This is a genomic window from Micromonospora sp. NBC_00821 (assembly GCF_036347035.1).
In the GTDB taxonomy this organism is placed as follows: Bacteria; Actinomycetota; Actinomycetes; order Mycobacteriales; family Micromonosporaceae; genus Micromonospora; species Micromonospora hortensis.
Genome location: NZ_CP108880.1, coordinates 1,567,325 through 1,582,652, shown reverse-complemented (window position 1 = coordinate 1,582,652; position 15,328 = coordinate 1,567,325). Strand labels below are relative to the sequence as shown.

Here is a 15,328-nt window from a genome sequence, read left to right as displayed (position 1 = left end):
TAGAGGTCGTGTTTGCGATCGGCCCGGGCGGCGGGGCGCCGCACTGCGCCCTGCGCTGATCCGTGCCGTGGCCGTCAGGTGCCGGCTGCTGCACCTACAGGCGATCGTAGGGGCCCCGCTGGTCGGCGTGTTCCGGTCTTCGGGGTGAGTGCCCTCACACGCCCGGTCGGGCGACGGACATCGGCCGTTCACCGCACCGACACGGTTCTCCGGCCGCGCCGAGCACCGACGGCGTCGGTCACCCGGTCAGTCCGGGAGAGTCGTGGCGCACGAGCACTGCCGCCCGACGTATCGACGGGCGGCAGCATGCCGGGCAGCCCCGGGGCGGCGCTGGGGAGAGCGCCAGCCCTGGGGCTGTCGGTGGATCGTCGTTCGAACGGGTCAGGCGGTCTCGGTGATCGGGCGGTCGACCCAGCTCATCATGCCGCGCAGCTTCTTGCCGGTCTCCTCGATCGGGTGCGCCGCACCCTCGGCCTGCCACTTGGTGAAGTTGGGCCGGCCGGCCTCGTCCTCGGCGACCCACTCGCGGGCGAACTCGCCGGACTGGATCTCACCCAGGATCTTGCGCATCTCGTCCTTGACCCGGGAGTCGATGATGCGCGAGCCACGGGAGAGGTCGCCGTACTCGGCGGTGTCGGAGATGCTGTAGCGCATCTTCGCGATGCCGCCCTCGTACATGAGGTCGACGATCAGCTTCAGCTCGTGCAGGCACTCGAAGTAGGCGATCTCCGGGGCGTAGCCCGCCTCGGTGAGCACCTCGAAACCGGTCTGCACCAGCGCCGAGGCGCCGCCGCAGAGCACCGCCTGCTCGCCGAAGAGGTCGGTCTCGGTCTCCTCGGTGAAGGTGGTCTTGATCGCGCCGGCGCGGGTGCCGCCGATCCCCTTGGCGTACGCGAGGGCGAGCGCGAGCGCGTTGCCGCTGGCGTCCTGCTCGACGGCGACGAGACAGGGCACGCCCTTGCCGTCGCTGTACTGGCGGCGGACCAGGTGACCGGGGCCCTTGGGCGCGACCATCGCGACGTCCACCTCGGCCGGCGGCTTGATCAGGCCGTACCGGATGTTGAAGCCGTGGCCGAAGAAGATCGCCTTGCCCGGGGCGAGGTGCGGGGCGATCGACTCCGCGTAGATCCCGCGCTGGGCGGTGTCCGGTGCGAGCACCATGATCACATCGGCCTCGGCGGCGGCCTGTGCGGGCGTGACCACTCGCAGGCCCTGCTCCTCAGCCTTGGGACGGCTCTTCGAGCCCTCCGGCAGACCGATCACCACGTCGACGCCGGAGTCACGCAGCGACAGCGCGTGGGCGTGGCCCTGGCTGCCGTAACCGATCACCGCGACCTTCTTGGCCTGGATCAGGCCGAGGTCGGCATCGTCGTCGTAGTACACCTCAACGCTCATGAGAACTTCCCTTTCGTACGACGGCCGGGGCGGCCCGTCGTGGTCTGTGCGGATGAATTCGCCGGACGGCCGGCCGAGGGCCGACCGGCGGCGGGTCAGGCGGCCCGAAGCGCGGGACCGGCGGTGATCGAACGCGAGCCGCGCCCGATGGCCACCAGCCCGGACTGGACCATCTCCTTGATGCCGAAGGCCTCGAGGTCGCGGAGCAGCGCGTCGAGCTTGTCCGGGGTGCCGGTGGCCTCGATGGTCAGCGTGTCCGGTGCGACGTCGACCACCCGGGCGCGGAACAGGTTGACGGTCTCCAGCACCTGCGACCGTGCGGACCGGTCGGCGCGAACCTTCACCAGCAGCAACTCTCGGGCGACCGAGACCTGGGGATCCAGCTCAACGATCTTGAGCACGTTGACAAGCTTGTTCAGCTGCTTGGTGACCTGTTCCAGCGGGGACGACTCCGCGTTGACCACGATGGTGATCCGGGAGACGTCCGGGTTCTCGGTCTCGCCGACGGCGAGGCTGTCGATGTTGAACCCGCGCCGGGAGAACAGGCCGGAGACCCGGGCGAGCACGCCCGGCTTGTTCTCCACCAGCACGGACAAAGTATGCATGGTCATTAAATGTCATCCTCGTCGAAGGCCGGGCGGACGCCACGGGCGAACATGATCTCGTCGTTGCTGGTGCCGGCGGCGACCATCGGCCAGACCATCGCGTCCTTGCCGACCACGAAGTCGATCACCACGGGGGCGTCGTTGATCTCCATGGCGGCGGCGATCGTCTTGTCCACGTCATCGGCGCTCTCGCACCGCAGCCCGACGCAGCCCAGGGCCTCGGCGAGCTTGACGAAGTCGGGGATGCGGTGCTTGTGGGTGCCGAGCTCGGTGTTGGAGTAGCGCTCGTTGTAGAAGAGCGTCTGCCACTGCCGGACCATGCCGAGATTGCCGTTGTTGATGACGGCGATCTTGACCGGGATGCCCTCCAACGCGCAGGTGGCCAACTCCTGGTTGGTCATCTGGAAGCAGCCGTCACCGTCCACCGCCCAGACCACCGTGTCCGGCTTGCCGACCTTGGCGCCCATCGCCGCCGGCACCGCGTAGCCCATCGTGCCGAGGCCGCCGGAATTCAACCAGGTGTACGGCTTCTCGTAGGAGATGAACTGTGACGCCCACATCTGGTGCTGGCCCACCCCGGCCACGAAGATCGCGTCCGGGCCGACGATCTCGCCCAGCCGCTTGATCACGTACTGCGGGGACAGGGTCCCGTCGACCGGCTCGTCGTAGCCCAGCGGGTAACGGTTGCGCAGGTCGTTGAGCTGCGTCCACCAGTCACCCAGGTCGGCGGTGTGCCCTGCCGACCGCTCGGCGGTGACCGCGGCGATCAGCTCGTCGATGACGTGCTTGGCGTCACCGACGATCGGGACGTCCACGTGCCGGTTCTTGCCGATCTCGGCGGGGTCGATGTCCGCGTGCACCACTGCCGCGTCCGGGGCGAACGAATCCAGTTTGCCGGTGACCCGGTCGTCGAAGCGTGCGCCCAGCGCGACGATCAGATCCGCCTTCTGCAGGCCGTAGACCGCGGCGACAGTGCCGTGCATGCCGGGCATCCCGAGGTGCTGCTGGTGCGAGTCGGGGAACGCGCCGAGCGCCATCAGCGTGGTGACGACCGGGATGCCGGTCAGCTCGGCCAGCCGGCGCAGCCCGTCGGTGGCACCGGCCTTGAGCACGCCGCCGCCCACGTAGAGCACCGGCCGCCGGGCTGCGGCCATCAGCCGCGCCGCCTCCCGGATCTGCTTGCCGTGCGGGTGCAGGGTGGGCCGGTAGCCGGGCAGGTCCAGGGTGGGCGGCCAGGAGAAGGTGGTCGGCGCCTGGAGCACGTCCTTGGGGATGTCGACAAGCACGGGGCCGGGTCGCCCGCTGCTGGCCAGGTGGAACGCCTCGGCCAGCACCCGGGGGATCTCCTCGGCGTTCTGCACGAGGAAGTTGTGCTTGGTGATCGGCAGGGTGATGCCCTGGATGTCCGCTTCCTGGAAGCCGTCGGTGCCGATCAGCGGGCTGGCCACCTGTCCGGTGATCGCCACCATCGCCACCGAGTCCATGTACGCGTCAGCGATCGGGGTGACCAGGTTCGTCGCGCCCGGGCCGGAGGTGGCGATGCAGACGCCGACCTTGCCGGTGGCCTGCGCGTAGCCGGTCGCCGCGTGCCCCGCGCCCTGCTCGTGCCGCACCAGGATGTGCCGGACCGTCGAGTCGTAGAGCGGGTCGTACGCCGGCAGGATCGCGCCGCCCGGAATGCCGAAGACGACGTCGACCTCGAGCGCCTCGAGGGACCGCACGAGCGAGCCGGCCCCGGAGATCGGGGTCGCGGCGGCGGGCCGTACCGCCGGGGCGGCCGGGGTGGTCGTGCGCGTGGCGGCCTGGTCGACATCGAGGGTCGGGTCGGCGGCCGCGCGGGCCCGGCGGGCGGTGTGGGCGAGGGTCTCGGGCGTGGGTCTCGTCATGGCGGTTCTGGCCTTCGGCTGGAGTGGCTGGTGGCTAGTCAAGCGATGCGACACGGGCGGGGCCCGCCTCGCCAGGTTCCGATGGCAATAAAAACGGCCCTCGTGCAGATGCACGGGGCCAGCGCACTCTCAGGTGGGAGAGTGCGCTCAGGTAAGTACTCGCAGCGACCGGTACGACGACATGCGGCTAAGCCTGACGCATCTCACGCGATGAGTCAACTGATCCCACATGTTGGTTAACGGAGGTCGGCGCGTCGGCCTGCGACGCGCCATCGGCAGGTGGGGTGAGCTGCCCGGATCCACCCGGAGCACGGCGTGGTGCGGGCACCGGAGCGGGACGCGCGCCCGGGGATGTGGCCGCCTCCAGCATCGCCTCCAGGTGCTCGGCGGGCACCCCCCAGCCGAAGAGCGCGCCCTGGCCAAAGCGGCAACCGGCGGCCACCACGGCGGCCAACTCGGTCGGGGTGGTCACCCCCTCGGCGATCACCTCCAGCCCCAACTGGTGGCCCAGGCGCATGACGATGTCGACCATCGGGGCGAACGCGGGGCCGTCCTGGCCGACCGGGCGGACCGGCTCGTGCTCGGCGACCAGACTGTGGTCGATCTTGAGGATGTCGATCGGCAACCGGCGCAGCTGCCCCAGCGACGAGTAGCCGGCCCCGAAGTCGTCCAGCGCGATCCGGACACCTGTCAACCGCAGCGCGGTGAGCCGCCGGATCAGCTCGTCCAGGTCGGTGGCGACCGCGTGCTCGGTGACCTCCAGGACCAGCCGCTGCGGCGGCACGTGGTGGGCACGCAGCGCCTCGGCGACCTGGACCACGTACTGCGGGGCGTGCAGCTCACGCGGGGAGACGTTCACCGACACCCAGACGTCGTGCCCGTCCGCCAGCCACCGGGAGAGCTGGTAGCAGGCCTGATGCAGCACCCAGGCACCGAGCGGGGCGATCATGCCGCACTCCTCGGCGAGCGGGATGAACTCGTCCGGACGCACGTTGCCCAGCTCGGGATGGTGCCAGCGGAGCAGCGCCTCGGCGCCGACCGGCCGCACCGACGGCAGCGACGCCACCGGCTGGAACGCCAACCGCAGCTCGTCGCGGTCGATGGCCCCGCGCAGCTCGTGCTCCACAGTCGTACGGCGGCGCAACAGCTGGTCGTACGCGGCGTCGTACCGCTCGATCCGGTTCTTGCCACGCTGCTTGGCGTAGCGCAACGCCAGGTCGGCGTGGCGCAGCAGCAGCTCCACGTCCGGCTCGTCGGCCCAGTCGGCCACCCCGATGCTCACCGACAGGAAGACCGGCCCCTCCGGCTGGTCGTAGGGGCGGTTGAGCACCCCGAGGAGCCGTTCGGCGACCCGGTCCGCCTCGACCGACCGACCCTGCATGAGGACGGCGAACTCGTCGCCACCCAGCCGGGCGGCAACGTCGCCGGGGCGCAGGTTGCCGCGCAGCCGCCGGCCCACCTCGGCCAGCACGGCGTCGCCCACGTCGTGGCCCCGCATGTCGTTGACGTTCTTGAAGCCGTCCAGGTCCAGGCCGAGCAGCACACACGGGTTGTGGTCGGCGGCGTTGCGGTGCAGCGCCCGGAGCAGCCCGCGCCGGTTGGCCAACGACGTCAGCGGATCGGTGTGCGCCAACTCCCGGAAGTGCGCCTCCCGCTCGGCCAGGCGGCTCGCGTACCCCCGGACGTCGCGAAGGGTGAGGTACTGCCGTGCCACCAGGGCGAAGCCCTCCACGCTGCCGGCCACGATGCCCGCTGCGGTGAACCGGCCGTCCTGGGCGAGGTGGTACATCGCCGAGGCGGCCATCGCCAGCATCGGGGCGATCGCGTACTCGCCGTCGCTGCCGACCAGGTCCAGGTCGATCTGCCCCGGCCGGTCGGCCCGGTACACGGCGAGCGCGACGATCAGCAGACCAGCGGCGAGCACCGCCGCACCGGCCAGCGCCATTGTCGGCCCGGCCTGGCAGAGCCCGGCGCTGAGACCCAGCCCACCGCAGGTCACCGCGCTGATGCCGGCGCCCAGCGCGGCGAGCCGTCGACGTGGCGCGGCGGCCCGGAAGACGACGATCACGACGAGCCCGGCACCGAGCGCGGCGCTCACGGTGGCCACCAGGATCGCCGGGCAGGCCATCGGCGTGGCGGCACCGAGCAACCGGGTGGGCTCGGTGAAGAGCACCCAACCGACGAACCACAGCGCCGCCGCCATGACCAACCCGTCCAGGGCGAGCCGGGTCGTTCCAGCAGCGGTGGCTGCCACCCCGGGCAGCCGGAGCAGACCAGCGGCGAACGCCAGCCCGCTCACCGCGGTGCCGATCGCCACCGCTGTCGCCCAACCGGTGCGCTGCCCCTGCTCGTGGGCCCAGTGGTCGTTCGCGCTGAGCGCGGCGACAACCCCGGCCAGGAGGCTGAGCAGTGCAACTCCGGCGGCCGCCGCGAGCAGCACGTGTGCCGGTCGACGCGGCGCCACCCGCCGCCGGGCGACGACGGTCAGCAGCACGGCGGCCACCGCGGCGACGAGCCCGCTGAGCGCCGCGACAGCGACCATGCCCGGTGGAAAATGCACGCCTCCAAGAGTGCCGGATGGGCGCACGTCATGGGGGGCTGGGTGTGCATCTGTTGGGACACGGCAGATACCGGGGTGGGCCGGTGCGCCGACGGTGTCATGCTGGTATGCATGCCTGAGCTGCGGTCGAGGACTTCCACACACGGTCGGACGATGGCCGGCGCCCGGGCCCTCTGGCGGGCCACCGGGATGACCGACGACGATTTCGGCAAGCCGATCGTCGCCATCGCCAACAGTTTCACCCAGTTCGTGCCTGGTCACGTACACCTCAAGGACATGGGTGGCCTGGTCGCCGACGCGATCGCCGAGGCCGGCGGGGTGGGCCGGGAGTTCAACACCATCGCTGTCGACGACGGCATCGCGATGGGCCACGGCGGCATGCTCTACTCGCTGCCCAGCCGCGAGCTGATCGCCGACGCCGTCGAATACATGGTCAACGCGCACTGCGCGGACGCCCTGGTCTGCATCTCCAACTGCGACAAGATCACCCCCGGGATGCTGCTGGCCGCGTTGCGGCTCAACATCCCGACCGTCTTCGTCTCCGGCGGCCCGATGGAGGCCGGCAAGACGATGGCGATCGAGGGCGTCGTGCACAGCAAGATCGACCTGATCGACGCGATGATCGCCTCCTCGAACGAGGCGGTCACCGACGAGCAGCTCGGTGAGATCGAACGCTCCGCCTGCCCGACCTGCGGCTCCTGCTCCGGCATGTTCACCGCCAACTCGATGAACTGCCTCACCGAGGCGATCGGGCTCGCGCTGCCCGGCAACGGCTCCACGCTGGCCACCCACGCCGCCCGCCGGTCGCTCTTCGTCGAGGCCGGCCGGACCGTCGTGGAGATCTCCAAGCGGTGGTACGACGGCGACGACGACTCGGTGCTGCCGCGTGCTGTCGCCTCCAAGGCCGCCTTCGAGAACGCTGTCGCCCTGGACGTGGCGATGGGCGGCTCCACCAACACCGTGCTGCACCTGCTGGCCGCCGCCCGCGAGGCGGAGATGGACTTCGGCGTCACCGACATCGACGCGATCTCCCGGCGGGTGCCCTGCCTGGCCAAGGTCGCGCCGAACTCGCCGAACTACCACATGGAGGACGTGCACCGGGCCGGCGGCATCCCGGCGATCCTCGGCGAACTGGACCGGGCCGGGCAGCTCAACCGGGACGTGTGGGCCGTGCACTCCCCCTCGCTGGCACAGTGGCTGACCGACTGGGACGTGCGCGGTGGCTCCCCCACCCCCACGGCCGTCGAGCTGTTCCACGCCGCTCCTGGCGGCGTGCGTACCGTCGAACCGTTCTCCACCACCAACCGGTGGTCGTCGCTGGACACCGACGCGGCCGGCGGCTGCATCCGGGACCGCGAGCACGCCTACTCCGCCGATGGTGGTCTGGCCATCCTGCACGGCAACCTGGCACCCGAGGGCAGCGTGGTGAAGACCGCCGGCGTGCCCGACGACTGCCTGACCTTCCGTGGCCCGGCGAAGGTCTACGAGTCGCAGGACGACGCGGTGACAGCGATCCTCGCCAAGCAGGTGGTCGCCGGGGACGTCGTGGTGATCCGGTACGAGGGGCCCAAGGGCGGCCCCGGCATGCAGGAGATGCTCTACCCCACCTCGTTCCTCAAGGGACGCGGGCTGGGCCGCTCCTGTGCGCTGCTCACCGACGGCCGTTTCTCCGGTGGCACCTCCGGGCTCTCCATCGGGCACGTCTCCCCCGAGGCGGCCTCCGGCGGGCTGATCGCCCTGGTCCGCGACGGCGACGAGGTCGTCATCGACATCCCGGGCCGGTCGATCGAGCTGAACGTTTCCGCCGAGGAGCTGGAGGCTCGCCGGGTGGCCGAGGAGAAGCGCGACAAGCCGTACACCCCCACCGACCGGCAGCGGCCGGTGTCTGCGGCGCTGCGCGCGTACGCCTCGATGGCCACCTCGGCCAGCGACGGCGCCTACCGCCGCGTCCCGGAGTAACCACCGCTCGCATCGACATCCGTGATGTCGGGTATCCCGTCGGCCCGGATACCCGACATCGGTGCCGAATCATCGTTCTACAGCGCACCTAGCCGGGTCGAACATCGGATCCTCGATCGCCTTCAGCAGCGGTCGGGATGCCACATGCTCCGGCCTGATGTGCCGCCCGAGCACCACGACCGCCACCGACGACGCGCCAGCGCTCTTCAACGCGTACGCCAGCGACTGCGCCCGGGAACCTGTCGTCCAGGTGTCGTCCAGGACCAGCGGCCGAACGCTGACGCTCTCGACCGGAAGCTGGACCGTGAACCAGTCGCGCTGGAACGTCCGCGTCTCAGATCCGTGGCGGGGATTCGACAGCGCCGCGAGCCACGGCAGTCCAAGACGGTCGCCGATCAGATCCTGCAGGGGGTGCGGATGAGCCTGGCTCCGGGTGCTCGGCACGACCACCACGTGGGTCGGCGCACCGCCCATCCGATCAGCGACGCAGTCGAGGTGCCGCTGCAGGAACAGCAGCAGCAGTGCGAGCAGATTCCACCTAGCCTGGGCCGACCCCGGCGTGGACTTGTACAGGCACAGGTGGTGGTGATGCTGACCGGTACGCGGCGAGTAAGCGATTGGAGCGACCACGTCGGCGAGCAGGCCACCAGACGCCGTCTGGTGTTCCTGGCAGGGGTAGCAGTAGTCGAACCCGGGAGTGCGGACACCGCGACACGTCGGGCAGATCCAGGGAAGAGTGGGCAAGGGATTTCGAAGAAAGTTCCGCTGGGTCTCGACGTACTCCCGGACCCTGGCCCACGGGTCAGAGGCTGGCGAAATCAGGAAAGCCCTCCAACTCGGCCGCAGCCGGTGAACGGTCGAGAATGGCGTCGACCGCCTCCACCAGGTCCATGGTCCCGTGCGCGACGTGGACGCCGGGCCGGGTGGCGAAGGCGCGTGCCCAGTCGTGCCGCATCACCTGACTGGTGAGCACCACGGGCCGACCGTGCTGAAGAGCGAGCCGCGCCTGGATCCGGGCTCCACTGCGTTCGCCGGCTTCGATGACCACGGTGGCAGCGGCGTAGCCGCTCATCACCGCGTTTCGCATTGGGAAGCTCTGCTTTGTCGGGGCGGCATCGGGCCAAAACTGGCTGAGCACCAATCCGACCTTTGCGATGTGCTCCTGGAGCGCGTGGTTGACCGTCGGGTAGTGGTGACGAATTCCGGTGCCGATGACCGCGACGGTGCGGCCCCCTGCCGCGAGTGCCGCCTGGTGGGCTGCGGTGTCGATCCCTTTCGCCAGACCGCTGACCACCGTCACACCACGGCGGGCAAGTGATTCTGATACCGAGCTGGCGATCTCGACGCCTCGATCGCTCGCTTCGCGGCTGCCGACCACTGCGATGGCCCGAGCGTCGGGACGCGACTCACCTCGGGCGAAGAGCACTGGCGGCATCTCGCGGATGTCACGCAACTGGGCGGGGTAGTCGTCGTCGAAGAAGGCCCGCACTGTGATGCCCTCGGCCCGCCAGCCCGCGAGGTCGCCGGCTGCGGCCTCGATCAGCGAGTCGACGGAGCGGGTGTCGGGAAAGAGCGTGTCGGTCTGCCCGACGACCCGGCGCAGGACTGCCAGGGCGGTGCCGACCTCTTGAATGTCGTGCACGGCATCAGACCAGCCGAGGTCTGGCTGCCGCAGCAGCGCGATCAGCGCAGCCCGCTCCACCGTCACCCGGTCCATGCCCCTGATCGTAGAGGCAACTCCCGGCCGCCCGGCCCACCGGCCACGCGGAGCCGGCAGAGAAGCTCGGCGCACCTCAGATCGCCCCACGTGATCGAACATATGTTCCCTCAGTCCTCAGGTCAACCGGACGTCGCGCAGGTCGGGGGCTTCGGCGAGGAGGTGTACGCCGTCGTCGTCGTGTCGGTACGCCGTGCAACCGGCGCGGGTGAAGCGAACGGTGAGCACCTGCCCGGCGTGCTGGGCCGCCAGGCGTAGCAGTTCCGGCTCGGGATCGGCGACGTCACGCGGCCCCGAGCCGGGCACCGGGATGGGCACCGTCGGGTCGGTGGGGGCGGCCCCGGCTACGGCGTCGGTCAGGCATTCGACGCACCAGGAGAGCGCGGCGGCCAGACTCGGCCGGTAGGGGAAGTCGTCAGGACGGACAGGTGCGTCAAGCGGCTTCACGTCGACCGACCAGCGCAATCCGTCGGCCAGCAGTGGGTCTGCGGCGTTGTGCCGCAGGTCGCACACCGCCACCACGAGGGCCAGGTCAAGGCCGAGGGCGAGCCGCAGCAACTCGGCCAGCGGCGGCGCGTCGGGAGGCGTCGCCACCACGATCAGACGGCCGGCCGGCGTACCCCGGCTTGCGTTGCGGACGTGCTCCCCGACCGGGTCGGCCCCGGCCCAGGGCAGTGTGACGTAACCGTCGCGGAGGTCTTTGCCGATCTGCTGCCCACCGTCGGCGTCGGCCAGGTCGTCGGGCCGCGCACCGAGGACGGCCGCCCAGGAGCCGAGCCGGTAACGGTCCGGAAGCTGGACGACGGGCTTGCCGCCCGGTTGGGTGGCGACCAGCGGAGCGACTTCGGGCGCACCGGCCTGCCAGGCCAGGTGCACCACCCGGTGCCGCAGGTCGGTGATCGTGACCACCACCGTCCGGTGCAGACGGTGGGTGTCGCCGCAGGTGAAGCAGTGCAGCGCGGATGGGCGCAGGCCGGCGCCGCAGCAGTGCGGGCAGTCGGGGTCGGCCACCCGACCGCCGAGCCGGCAGTCGCAGGCGCGTAGCCGGCTGTGTGGTCGGCAGTCCGGGCACTGCCGCCAGTCGACGGGTTCACCCAGCCACTGCGGGTCGGGCGGTTCGTAGCCGCGGCTCACCGGCACCCGCACACGGCGGACGACCTGGCCGGTGGGCTGCTCCGCGAGGGTCTCCACCGGCTCGCCGGCGCGCAGAGTCGTGTGCCACCAGCGGCCGTTGCGCCACAGCGCCTGCGCGCCGGGCAACTCGTCGCCGTGGGCCGCGTCGTTGCAGTCAGCGAGCACGCGGCGTTCGAGTTGATCGACGTCCACGGCCGAAGCGACGGGTGGGCGCGGCGAGTCAGGTCGCAGCAGCCGGGCGGGAGCGGCCAGGCCGCGTTGGGCAAGGCCGTCGAGCGCCTTGGCCACGTCGGTGCAGGCCAGCGACTCCGGCAGGTCCCGGCACCAGCCGGGCGAACCGAGCGGCACCGGGGAGCCGGGCACCTCGTACCGAATGGCCCAGCAGAACCCGGCATCCTGCCGGCGGGCCTCGACGACCAGGTCGAGCAGCAGCAGGTCGGCCAGCGCACACAGCCGGGCCAGCCGTGCGGCCGGGTCGACGGTCGCCGGGACGGTGGATCGGCCCAGCACCAGCCGCCAGGGGGCGTGATCGGCCCGCAGGATGGCGTGAGCCTCCAACTCGTGCCGAAGCGCTGCGGGCAGGTCGGGCTGCCACTGCCGGTCCAACCACAGCGAAGGCACATCGGCCTCGTCCAGGACCGCGCCGACGGTGGCGGCGAGTTCGCGTACCCGGGAAGCAAGGTCGACCACCCAGTGGCCCGCCGGGTCGCGGTGGGGGTCGAGGCCGCCGGGCACGACCTGGTGGGACGCGACAGCGCCGGTGTCCAGGTTCGCGACGGTGACCACGAGCTGCGCCCGCCGCCGGCCGCGCCGCCCGCAGCGATAACAGGGGTACGTGACGGTGCCCGCGCCGCGACACTGCTCGCAGCTCCGGTACGCCTCCCGGCGTGGCCCGAGCACGTCGGCGTCGGCGAGGAACCGGTCACCGTAGGTGGTGCACCGGCACGGCTCCAGCGTGAAGGTCATCCCGTCGCAGTCCGGGCAGACGACGACGGGCACGGCGGTCACCGACACCGCCGGGCCGCGCAGTCACCGTCGTGTTCCACCCGCCGCACGCACCGCCGACCGCCGTCGAGCGGCAGGTCGCAGAAGACCCGATGGCGTACGCCCTGGGCGTCCTCGGCGGACACCGTGGTCTCACCGGCGTCCACTTCGGTGAGGAAGCTCAGGGAGCGGGCCAGGGTGCCGGCGAACTGTTGGGCGGCCGGCAGGTCGGCAGCGGTGAACGGCAGGTGCGCCACCCAGCGGGCGCTCATCGGCGGGCCGCCAGATCCTCGCGGGCCCGCCGTGACTGCCAGCACCTCAGCGCATCCTTGATCCGCTCGGTCTCCCGCCGGCTGCTGCCCAGCGCCGCGTACACCTCGGCGAGATCGTGGGCGACCCGGTCGAGGAACTCGGCTACCTCCAGGGCGTCCACGCCACGCCGGCCACGGCGGGTGAACCGGCGTCCGCGGACCTGCCAGGGCTTCAGAGGTACGTAGTTGGCCGCCCGATAGGGCGCCGGCCGGGGTGGCTCGGCCCGGAGATGACGGAGAAACGCGCACACGAAGCAGCACCACCCTTCCTCATATTTGATCGACGATCACCGGCGCGGGAATTGCGCGTCCATCGCTGTTGTCGGACCAATCTTGTAAGGTCGGAAGCACCATCGCAATGAATGTCGACTCACACTGTTCCGCTATTTGTGGGCAACATTCCCCTGTTGCAGAACGGCTGTCGGGATGTTGCAAAACTCAACAGGAAGGAGAGCTGGGTGGCCGATGACATGGGCTCGACGGTGCCCCGACGCCAGCTCGGCAGGGCGCTGCGTGACCTGCGCACCGAGGCGGGGGCGACCCTGGACGCGGTCGCCGAAGCGCTGGAGTGCAGCCGCCAGAAGGTGTGGCGGATCGAGAGCGGGCTCGGCTCGGTGCGCGGCGTCGACGTGCGAGCGATGTGCGAGCTGTACGGGGCGACGGGCGAGCTGACCCGGGCGCTCATCTCCCTGGCCGGCGAGACGAAGGCGAAGGGCTGGTGGCATGCGTACGGCGATGCCGTCCCCGAATGGTTCGAGCTGTACGTGGGCCTCGAATCCGCCGCCTCGAAGCTCCGCTTCTACAAGAACAGCCTCGTGCCCGGCATCCTCCAGAGCCGCGACTACGCCCGGGGCATCTACCGCATCGACCAGCCCGACATGAGCGACGACGACCGGGAGCGCGCGGTCGAGTTGCGCCTGCAACGGCAGTCATTGCTAACCCGACGTCTCCCACGGGCCCCGCAGGTGCACGTGGTGCTCTGCGAGTCGGTGCTCCTTCGGCCGGTAGGCGGCCCCGAGACCATGGTGGATCAACTCCACAATTTACTTCGGTTGACCCGCCTGCCGAACATCTCGATTCGCGTGTTACCCCTGATCGCGGGGCCCCACCACGGGACCGTTGCTGGCGAGTTCGTGCTTCTTGATTTTCCGATCGGCAACCGAAGCATGCCCGAGCCGCCGTTGGTCTACAGCGAGGCGATCACTGGCGCTCTCTACCTCGACCGTCCCAATGAGTTCGCGACCTATGAGAAGGTCTGGTCGAGCCTGCTGTCACTCGCCCTCGATGAGGGACAATCGTTCCAACTGATCAACAAGATCATCGGGGAGGTTCACCATGGTTGACCTGACGGGCGCTTCCTGGCGCAAGAGCACCCGCAGCGCGGGCAATGGCGGTGAGTGCGTCGAGGTTGCCGACAACCTGCCCGGCATCGTCGCCGTACGCGACAGCAAAGACCCGCACGGACCGGCCCTCACCTTCTCCACCACCGCCTGGGGAAGCTTCGTTCGGGGGACCCACCGCCACTAACCTAATTCGCATCGAGCGCGCTCACGTTGAGCCTTCGTCAGGTGACTCCTCAGACGTAACCCGGCGCACGCTGGCTTGGGGTTATCACTACCCAACACCTGCCCTAACGACGAGGCCCCCAGCGCTTGCCGGGGGCCTCGCTCTTCACTCAGCGGACCAGGTGCGACGGCCGGTCGAGAACTTCGGTGGGCGTGTCGGGCGTTGAGAGCGCCAGTGACACTGGTCTGGGCATCATCGCCGAGAGGCTTGGCGACGGTCACAGGGTGATGACGGCGTCCTCGGCGAGCGTGAACAGCCCGGCGTCCAGGGTGATCGTCTTGAGCTTGGTGCCCTTTGGAACGTCGAAGAAGACGTTCGCGGTCACCGAGTTGCCCGGATTGATCTCATCGAGGAATCCCTGCCCGTCATCGTTGCCGTAGATCCCGGCCTCTCCGTCGACCTCGTATTTCCGACCACTCCCGTCCTGCGCGGAAATACTGCCGTCGGCGTGGAAGCTGTGCGCCTTCTTAGTAACGTTCTTGACCGTCACGCTGACTCTGCAGAACGTGCCCTGCGCCTTGGTGTTGAGGAACTCGCTGCCCACCTTCGCGATCCCACACTTCACGCTCTTGACGGTGAATTCGAAATCACCGCCGCGCACCTTGTCGCCGATGCCGGCTACCTTGGGCTTCGTCTCTGCGGGAGCCGCCGAAGTCTTGGCTGGTGTGGGTGCGACCGCCTCGTCTGCCAGTGGCGCTGCGCTCGCGGCAACGCTGTTCGTGGCGGCGGGTGCGCCACTGCTAACGGTGGCGGCGTCAACCTTCTTGTCATCAGCGGTAAGACTGACCACCGTGGCGCCACCACAGCACAGCACCACGAACGCGCCGACCCCGATGAGAGTGGGAAGTAGCCAGGATGCACGCTTCTTTGGGGCGGGCGGCGGCGGGAACTGGCCGGGCGGCGGCGGAGACTGACCTAATGGGGGCGGCGGGAACTGCCCGGCGGGCACCTGCGAGAACTGGGCCGTCGGTGGCATCGGCGGCTGGCCGGCGGGGAGCTGATTCTGGTGAGGCTCGTTGGGTGCCGTCATCGAGTGGTGTCTCCCGGGTCTTGACTGGCGCTGCTGCGCAAAGAAGCAAAGCGCTTTGCACAGTGCCATAGGCACCCTTGGAGATTAGTCCTCCGGCCGGGCTGGAACCACACGACGAGGCAGCTTATAAAGCACCCGGTCTGACCAGACCAATGTCAGCCGTTCAGGCAATTCTTGAACT

General features: G+C 70.0%; 13 protein-coding genes. 3 read left to right on the top strand and 10 right to left on the bottom strand.

Annotated features, from left to right (window positions below):
• Positions 1-381: 381 nt before the first annotated feature.
• The 4 genes from ilvC to OHB44_RS07375 all read right to left on the bottom strand — a co-directional run bounded on the left by ilvC (position 382) and on the right by OHB44_RS07375 (position 6,428).
• Entirely contained in the window at positions 382-1,395 is a 1,014-nt protein-coding gene (gene ilvC / locus OHB44_RS07390) for a ketol-acid reductoisomerase (protein ID WP_238684655.1), read from the bottom strand.
• Positions 1,396-1,490: 95 nt separating this feature from the next.
• Positions 1,491-2,006, bottom strand: coding sequence for an acetolactate synthase small subunit (ilvN, locus tag OHB44_RS07385; protein WP_088946549.1), 516 nt, complete (start codon positions 2,004-2,006; stop codon positions 1,491-1,493).
• On the bottom strand, positions 2,006-3,886 hold the full coding sequence (locus OHB44_RS07380) for an acetolactate synthase large subunit (RefSeq protein ID WP_238684656.1): 1,881 nt from the start codon (positions 3,884-3,886) through the stop codon (positions 2,006-2,008). The genes ilvN and OHB44_RS07380 overlap by 1 nt, the downstream gene beginning before the upstream one ends.
• Positions 3,887-4,073: 187 nt before the next feature.
• Positions 4,074-6,428 (bottom strand): putative bifunctional diguanylate cyclase/phosphodiesterase, encoded by a 2,355-nt coding sequence (locus OHB44_RS07375; RefSeq protein WP_442932688.1) that lies wholly within the window; start codon positions 6,426-6,428, stop codon positions 4,074-4,076.
• Positions 6,429-6,557: 129 nt separating this feature from the next.
• Between OHB44_RS07375 and ilvD the strand changes: the two genes are divergently transcribed.
• Positions 6,558-8,405: a dihydroxy-acid dehydratase gene (gene ilvD, locus OHB44_RS07370; RefSeq protein ID WP_238684658.1), complete on the top strand. Its 1,848-nt coding sequence runs from the start codon at positions 6,558-6,560 to the stop codon at positions 8,403-8,405.
• Between the two features lie 69 nt (positions 8,406-8,474).
• Here ilvD and OHB44_RS07365 read toward each other — a convergent pair whose 3' ends face one another.
• The 5 genes from OHB44_RS07365 to OHB44_RS07345 form a co-directional block, all read right to left on the bottom strand.
• Positions 8,475-9,035, bottom strand: coding sequence for a phosphoribosyltransferase (locus OHB44_RS07365; RefSeq protein WP_238684659.1), 561 nt, complete (start codon positions 9,033-9,035; stop codon positions 8,475-8,477).
• Positions 9,036-9,207: 172 nt separating this feature from the next.
• Positions 9,208-10,122 carry a DNA-processing protein DprA gene (locus OHB44_RS07360; protein ID WP_238684660.1) on the bottom strand — a complete coding sequence of 305 codons (915 nt, stop codon included), beginning with the start codon at positions 10,120-10,122 and terminating at the stop codon, positions 9,208-9,210.
• Between the two features lie 117 nt (positions 10,123-10,239).
• Positions 10,240-12,264: a hypothetical protein gene (locus OHB44_RS07355; protein WP_266303455.1), complete on the bottom strand. Its 2,025-nt coding sequence runs from the start codon at positions 12,262-12,264 to the stop codon at positions 10,240-10,242.
• Entirely contained in the window at positions 12,261-12,512 is a 252-nt protein-coding gene (locus OHB44_RS07350) for a hypothetical protein (RefSeq protein ID WP_238684662.1), read from the bottom strand. Before OHB44_RS07350 ends, OHB44_RS07355 begins: the two co-directional genes overlap by 4 nt.
• Positions 12,509-12,802, bottom strand: a complete 294-nt coding sequence (locus tag OHB44_RS07345) for a DivIVA domain-containing protein (protein ID WP_330440016.1) — start codon at positions 12,800-12,802, stop codon at positions 12,509-12,511. The genes OHB44_RS07350 and OHB44_RS07345 overlap by 4 nt, the downstream gene beginning before the upstream one ends.
• A 207-nt stretch (positions 12,803-13,009) precedes the next feature.
• Here OHB44_RS07345 and OHB44_RS07340 point away from each other — a divergent pair, with 207 nt between their 5' ends.
• Together OHB44_RS07340 and OHB44_RS07335 are read left to right on the top strand one after the other, a co-directional pair.
• Positions 13,010-13,894 (top strand): helix-turn-helix domain-containing protein, encoded by an 885-nt coding sequence (locus tag OHB44_RS07340; RefSeq protein WP_330440015.1) that lies wholly within the window; start codon positions 13,010-13,012, stop codon positions 13,892-13,894.
• Positions 13,887-14,078 (top strand): DUF397 domain-containing protein, encoded by a 192-nt coding sequence (locus OHB44_RS07335; RefSeq protein ID WP_330440014.1) that lies wholly within the window; start codon positions 13,887-13,889, stop codon positions 14,076-14,078. Before OHB44_RS07340 ends, OHB44_RS07335 begins: the two co-directional genes overlap by 8 nt.
• A gap of 256 nt (positions 14,079-14,334) precedes the next feature.
• On the opposite strand, the gene OHB44_RS07330 is transcribed toward OHB44_RS07335, so the two are convergent.
• A complete protein-coding gene (locus OHB44_RS07330; protein ID WP_330440013.1) occupies positions 14,335-15,147 on the bottom strand; it encodes a DUF4352 domain-containing protein in 813 nt (270 codons plus the stop codon).
• Positions 15,148-15,328 lie beyond the last annotated feature (181 nt).

Coding starts and splice junctions, on each gene's coding strand:
- OHB44_RS07350 (WP_238684662.1), bottom strand. CDS start 12,512: ATGAGCGCCCGCTGGGTGGCGCACCTGCCGTTCACCGCTGCCGACCTG.
- OHB44_RS07335 (WP_330440014.1), top strand. CDS start 13,887: ATGGTTGACCTGACGGGCGCTTCCTGGCGCAAGAGCACCCGCAGCGCG.
- ilvN (WP_088946549.1), bottom strand. CDS start 2,006: ATGACCATGCATACTTTGTCCGTGCTGGTGGAGAACAAGCCGGGCGTG.
- ilvC (WP_238684655.1), bottom strand. CDS start 1,395: ATGAGCGTTGAGGTGTACTACGACGACGATGCCGACCTCGGCCTGATC.
- OHB44_RS07380 (WP_238684656.1), bottom strand. CDS start 3,886: ATGACGAGACCCACGCCCGAGACCCTCGCCCACACCGCCCGCCGGGCC.
- OHB44_RS07360 (WP_238684660.1), bottom strand. CDS start 10,122: ATGGACCGGGTGACGGTGGAGCGGGCTGCGCTGATCGCGCTGCTGCGG.
- OHB44_RS07375 (WP_442932688.1), bottom strand. CDS start 6,428: ATGGTCGCTGTCGCGGCGCTCAGCGGGCTCGTCGCCGCGGTGGCCGCC.
- OHB44_RS07330 (WP_330440013.1), bottom strand. CDS start 15,147: ATGACGGCACCCAACGAGCCTCACCAGAATCAGCTCCCCGCCGGCCAG.
- ilvD (WP_238684658.1), top strand. CDS start 6,558: ATGCCTGAGCTGCGGTCGAGGACTTCCACACACGGTCGGACGATGGCC.